Source organism: Suilimivivens sp. (genome assembly GCF_037359455.1).
GTDB classification, from domain to species: domain Bacteria; phylum Bacillota; class Clostridia; order Lachnospirales; family Lachnospiraceae; genus Suilimivivens; species Suilimivivens aceti.
Genome location: NZ_JAXXXI010000030.1, coordinates 92,445 through 98,656, shown reverse-complemented (window position 1 = coordinate 98,656; position 6,212 = coordinate 92,445). Strand labels below are relative to the sequence as shown.

7 protein-coding genes are annotated in these 6,212 nt (G+C 46.5%); all 7 read right to left on the bottom strand.

Going from position 1 to position 6,212, the window contains the following annotated elements:
* A partial coding sequence (gene lysS / locus WJQ40_RS04465; RefSeq protein WP_337538124.1) for a lysine--tRNA ligase occupies positions 1-1,786 on the bottom strand: 1,786 nt, incomplete at its 3' end.
* Positions 1,787-1,799: 13 nt separating this feature from the next.
* Positions 1,800-2,282 (bottom strand): transcription elongation factor GreA, encoded by a 483-nt coding sequence (greA, locus tag WJQ40_RS04460; RefSeq protein WP_262574948.1) that lies wholly within the window; start codon positions 2,280-2,282, stop codon positions 1,800-1,802.
* 86 nt (positions 2,283-2,368) lie between these two features.
* Positions 2,369-3,124, bottom strand: coding sequence for a hypothetical protein (locus WJQ40_RS04455; RefSeq protein WP_337538122.1), 756 nt, complete (start codon positions 3,122-3,124; stop codon positions 2,369-2,371).
* On the bottom strand, positions 3,108-4,088 hold the full coding sequence (dusB, locus tag WJQ40_RS04450) for a tRNA dihydrouridine synthase DusB (RefSeq protein ID WP_337538120.1): 981 nt from the start codon (positions 4,086-4,088) through the stop codon (positions 3,108-3,110). Before dusB ends, WJQ40_RS04455 begins: the two co-directional genes overlap by 17 nt.
* A gap of 1 nt (position 4,089) precedes the next feature.
* Complete coding sequence (locus WJQ40_RS04445; RefSeq protein ID WP_262574944.1) at positions 4,090-4,869, bottom strand: type III pantothenate kinase; 780 nt, start codon at positions 4,867-4,869, stop codon at positions 4,090-4,092.
* Between the two features lie 3 nt (positions 4,870-4,872).
* Entirely contained in the window at positions 4,873-5,226 is a 354-nt protein-coding gene (locus WJQ40_RS04440) for a DUF6145 family protein (protein ID WP_118798054.1), read from the bottom strand.
* Complete coding sequence (locus WJQ40_RS04435; protein WP_337405040.1) at positions 5,219-6,211, bottom strand: biotin--[acetyl-CoA-carboxylase] ligase; 993 nt, start codon at positions 6,209-6,211, stop codon at positions 5,219-5,221. Before WJQ40_RS04435 ends, WJQ40_RS04440 begins: the two co-directional genes overlap by 8 nt.
* Between the last annotated feature and the right edge of the window lies 1 nt (position 6,212).

Sequence of the window (6,212 nt, the reverse complement as noted above, 5' to 3'; positions counted from 1 at the left end):
ACTCTTTAACCTTTACTGCACGGAAATCTGACTTGCTGAATGTATCAAAATCAACAAATTCCTCAAATAAAGGCTCTACCTTTACCTTAGAAAAATCAATCTTTTCAGACTCAGTTTTTACATTTTTTTCAGGTGCTTCAGAAGCTGTATTATTTACATCATTTTTCTTATTTACACCATCTAAGGACTTCATTGTCGGGAACAACAATACATCGCGGATCGCCTGACTGTCTGTAAGCAGCATTACCAGCCGGTCAATACCATAGCCAATACCACCTGTCGGAGGCATACCGATGCTCAGTGCATTCAGGAAGTCCTCATCGGTATGGTTTGCTTCCTCATCACCGGCTTCAAATGCAGCATCCTGAGCAGCGAAACGCTCTCTCTGGTCGATAGGATCGTTCAGCTCGGAATACGCATTACACATTTCCCATGTATTAATAAATAACTCGAAACGTTCTACCTTATTCGGGTCATCCGGTCTCTTCTTGGTCAGAGGAGAAATAGCAAGTGGATGGTCAGTCACAAAGGTAGGCTGGATCAGGTTCTTTTCACAGTATTCTTCGAAGAACAGGTTTACGATATCGCCCTTGGTATGACGATCCTCAAATTCAATGTGGTGCTCTCTGGCAAGTGCCTTGGCCTCTTCGTCTGTTGCTACCGCATCAAAGTCAACACCTGCATATTTCTTAATGCAGTCTGTCATGGTGATACGTTCAAACGGCTTGCCGAAATCCAGCTCAATACCATTATATTCAAACTTTGTTGTCCCAAGGACTGCCTCAGCCAGATAACGGAACATGGACTCGGTAAGCTCCATCATTCCTTCGTAATCTGTATATGCCTGATACAATTCCATTAATGTAAATTCCGGATTGTGTCTGGTATCAACACCCTCGTTACGGAAAACACGGCCGATTTCATATACTCTCTCAAGACCGCCAACGATCAGTCTCTTCAGATATAATTCCAGTGAGATACGAAGCTTTACATCCTCATCCAGTGCATTGTAATGGGTATCAAACGGTCTTGCAGCCGCACCACCGGCATTGGATACCAGCATCGGAGTTTCCACTTCCATGAAGTTTCTGCCATCCAGGAATTTACGGATCTCCTTGATGATCCTGGAGCGCTTGATGAATACCTCCTTACTGTCGGCATTCATGATCAGATCCACATATCTCTGACGATAACGGGTGTCGGTATCAGTCAGACCGTGGAACTTCTCCGGCAGGATCTGCAGGCTCTTGCTGAGCATGGTCATTTCCACAGCATGAATGGAGATCTCGCCGGTCTTCGTACGGAAAACATATCCCTTAATACCATAAATATCACCAATGTCAGATTTCTTGAAATCTGCATAGGATTCTTCGCCGATGGCATCCTTTGCCACATAAACCTGGATTGTTCCCTTCAGATCCTGGATATTGCAGAAAGAGGCCTTACCCATAACACGCTTGAACATCATACGTCCCGCAATGGATACCATGATGGGCTCTGCATCCATGATGGCTCTTCTCTCATTATAATCTGCATTCAGGACTTCCCTGGCCTGTACTTCATCCATGCCCTCTACGCTGGGAGTCACATGGCCTGCCAGAAGCTTTTCCTCATGCGCTGTATATAATTCCTTCGCTTCATCAGTATGATGCGTCTGGTCAAATTTGGTGATCTTAAACGGATCCTTGCCTGCCTCCTGCAAAGCTGCAAGCTTCTCTCTACGAACCTTCAGAAGCTGATTTACGTCCTGCTCCTGCTGTGGTTGATTATTCTGCTGTGTAGCCACAATAACTTCCTCCTTAGTTGGAACGCTGGATCTCAAGTACCTTGTACTTCAGGATACCTGCCTGCGTTTCTACCTCTACAATATCTCCGGTCTTTCTGCCAAGCAGAGCCTTACCGACAGGAGACTCATTGGAGATCTTACCCTTTAAGCTGTTTGCCTCTGTGGAACCAACGATCTTGTAATCCAGCTCCTCATTATATTCCATATCCAGAATCTTAACACGGCAGCCGATGCTGATCTTGTCGAGGTCAACCTCATCTTCAACAACGACTTCGGCGTTCTTTAAGATTTTTTCCAGTTCTTCGATTCTTGCTTCGATATCTCTCTGCTCATCCTTTGCAGCATCGTATTCAGCGTTTTCAGAAAGGTCACCCTGCTCTCTTGCTTCCTTGATCTTCTGCGCTACTTCTTTTCTCTTAATGACCTTCAGATCATGGAGCTCATCTTCATATTTGCGAAGTCCTTCATAAGTAAGTATGTTCTTCTTCTCTTCCATTGCTATTCGCCCTTCCATCCATACAGAAAGCCTGCCCCCGGCAGCTTATCCTGCATACTTTGTTATAAAAATAAAGACAGAACGTCTTAATCAACTTTCGTATTATAACCACTTTTCACCGTAGTGTCAAGAAAATTCAGCATTTGCGCATCATTTGAAAACTTCAGATAAAAGCTCCCCACCTCCGGTTCCTCTGCCTGTCCTGAGAGGATCCCATACTCCCCATAGAAGTAATCTGCCAATTCATCCATTATCCCAGTTCCCATCCCCGGAATGATTGCTTCTTCTGCCACGGACCTGCGCTTAATAAAGGTGATCCGGTTAATGCGTTTCAGATAGGGCTGCAGCAGAAAGAGTACCTTTTCTCTCATCAGAAACCCGTATTCCCCCGGCAGCTCCAGACTGAAATGAGGAGCTGTCCTTCCCTTCAGCTTCTGAAAAAGCCACGCGGCATACAGTTCGTCAGACACACTCTGCTCTCTGTTAAAAATCCTGCACAGATTGTCCGAAAAAAGGATTTCCACATTTTCATCCGTCAGCTCCAAGGCCCGTTCCATCGCTTCCAGTAGCAGCTGCTCCCGTTTCTTTCTTTTCCTTTTCTTTTTTAATTCTTCTTCCAGACCGTCTGGAAGAGTGCTGAAAAAAATATGGATCTCACCACCCGGATAAGGCAGTGTCCTGTCACAGTGATAAACAGGAAGGCTTTTCCGCTCTGAAATCGTTTCTTTGCCTGTTGTTACATAATAAACTGTTCTGCTTTCCTTTTCCATAAGAAAGCATATGTGCCTGTCTGGTTCTTTATGCATTTCCCTGGCAGGAATCTTTTCATCTGTCCCTATCAAAAACCCGGATTACCTCTTCCTGCAGCTCCTGATAGTCCTCAATCTCATTAACCTTTCTGCGCAGCATGGAAGAATCCGGATAGCCTGCCGTATACCAGGCGATATGCTTCCGCATCTCCCTGACTGCCGTATACTCTCCCTTCACAGAAAGTGCCAGCTCCATATGTCTCAGGATCATATCGCAGACCTCTTTTCCAGATGGTCTGTCAGGCATTTCTCCTGTTTTCAGGTATTCTTCGATCTCTCCAAAGATCCACGGGTTTCCTCTGGCACCACGGCCGATCATGATACCGTCACATCCGGTTTCTTCTACAAGCCTTTTTGCGGAAGGTCCATCCACTACATCCCCGTTTCCGATCACAGGGATCGACACTGCCTCCTTCACCTGACGGATGATATCCCAGTCTGCACTGCCGGAATAATACTGCTCCCTTGTCCTGCCATGAACCGCAATTGCCGCCACACCACAGTCCTCTGCAATCCTCGCCATCTCCACAGCATTCACATGTGCTTCATCAAAGCCCTTTCTGATCTTCACCGTTACCGGCTTCTGCACTGCCTTTACCAGGGAAGAAAGGATCTCTGCTGCCAGAACCGGATTTTTCATCAGTGCTGACCCTTCCCCGTTGTTCACGACCTTTGGAACCGGACAGCCCATGTTGAAATCCAGAATGGCAAATGGTCTGTCTTCGATCCTCCTCGCCATCTCACTGATGATCTTCGGATCAGATCCAAAAAGCTGTAGGGATGCCGGTCTTTCCTTTTCGTGGATCTTCAGAAGATCCTCTGTATTTTTATTATGATAATAAATGGCCTTGGCACTGACCATTTCCATGCAGACAAGTCCTGCTCCCTTTTCCCGGCACAGTAAACGAAAAGGCAGGTCTGTCACACCTGCCATCGGAGCGAGTATCAAAGGATTTTCGAGAGTTACCTGTCCGATCTTCAGCCCGCTGAGTTCCATCTTATGATTTCCTTCCTGTATTTTTTTCGTAAATGATACGAAGTCCTTCCAGTGTCAGATTTCTGTCATAGATCTGGATCATGTCAGTTGCATCCGCAATGATCCTTCCAAGGCCACCGGTTGCCACAACCTTCAGATTTTCATAGCCTGTTTCCTTCATCACCTGTCTGATGATATATTCTGTCTGGCCGATCTGTCCATAAACAAGACCTGCCTGCATACTGGTGATCGTTTCCTTTGCCAGAATGGAATCCGGCTTTTTGATCTCGATCTCCGGAAGCTTTGCAGTATCTTCCCACAGTGCCTTGGCTGAGATCCTGATGCCGGGTGCTGTAATACCAACCCCGAAGCATCCATCCTCTGTTACAAGATCGTATGTGGTTGCCGTACCAAAATCAAGAACCAGCACCGGTCCCCCATACAGCTCATAGGCTGCTACCACATCCACGATACGGTCAGGTCCGATCTCTCTTGGATTATCAGAGGTGATCCTGATTCCTGTCTTCACACCAGGTCCCACAATGACAGGTGTTGTCCCGATATATCTGACAAGTGCACCTGTCAGAGAATGCATCACGCCCGGCACCACGCTGGCAATGATCGTTCCTTCGATATCCTTCTTTTCAATATGATTCAGTCGGAGCAGCTCCCGAAGGCTGATGCCATACTCATCTGAGGTTCTTGGCTGCTTGCTCATCATCCTGAATGTTGTCACAAGCTCTTTCTTATCATACACACCAAAGGTGATATTGGTATTCCCTACATCAACTACTAACAGCATTTTTTATTCCTCCGTAAACAGTTCTCCCATATCCTCATGCAGGATAAACACCCGGTAATACAGGCTTAAGGATTCAAAAAGCTCTGTCCTCTTCCTCCGGATCTCACCCACCAGAAGTCCACTGGCGATCTCATCATACAGAAAATCCTCATCGCTGTACTCCGTCCGCATGGATACACTTCCATCCTCCTCAAATTCTATGGTAAAAATACCGCCCACCTCTTCCGTGAACAGTACGCAGATAATGTGCAGCTCATTCTTGATGGATTCCGGGATCCCGTTAAATTTTTCATTAAAATAATATTTCTTATCGTATGCATTGGCGCCACAGAGCACCATTCTTCCTTCTTCAGACATAGCCATAAATCCCTCTGACTGATACTTCTCCTGCGTAGACATTTTCCACGCTGCCATCTTCCTTCTCTACGATCAGCTCTCCCTTTTCATTGATACCATGGGCAATGCCCTCATACTCTCCTCTAGGATCCAGCACCCTGACTGTCACTTCCTTATTCACAAGAAGGGTATTGTAGAGCCCTATCAGTCCCGTCATATCATCTGTCCTGCAGAAAATTTCATAATTTTCATCAAAATGCTCCATGGACTTCTGCACCAGAAGCGCCCGGTTCACCTTCTGTCCCTTTTCCAGATACAGGGAACTTGCTGTAGCACTGATCTCCTCCGGGAAAGAGGTCTGATTCACATTGATTCCAACACCGCTGACCATATACTGGACATAATCTGCTTCCATCGTCAGCTCTGTCAGGATCCCCACGACCTTCTTTTTATTCACTACAATATCATTGGGCCACTTGATCCTGACAGGCAGCTTTGAAACCTCTTCGATCGCCTGTGCAACGCTCAGTGCCATCACAAGCGTTACCATAGATACACAGTCAGCTGAATAGGAGGGTCTGAGCAGCAGCGTCATGAAAATATTGGCACCTGCTGGAGATTCCCAGCTTCTGCCTCTTCTTCCCCTGCCGGCCACCTGCTTGTCAGCCACGATCAGAAGTCCCTCAGGTGCACCCTCCTCAGCCCGCCTTTTCGCCTCCAGATTAGTGGAATCAATAACGTCAAAATAAAGCAGTTCCTTTCCCGCCATTCTGGTTTTGACCCTGCTTTGTAATTCTGCAAGAGACAACACATCAGGGGTACCGTTTAAGCGATACCCCTTATTCTGTCCTGCTTCTATTTCATATCCCTCTTCCTTAAGCTGGTTCATGATCTTCCATACTGCAGTTCTGGAAATACCAAGTGTCTCACAGATCTGCTGTCCGGAAACATAATCCCCGCTGTTGCGAAGAAGCTGTAATACCTCTGTTTTTCTTGAGGATGTCATC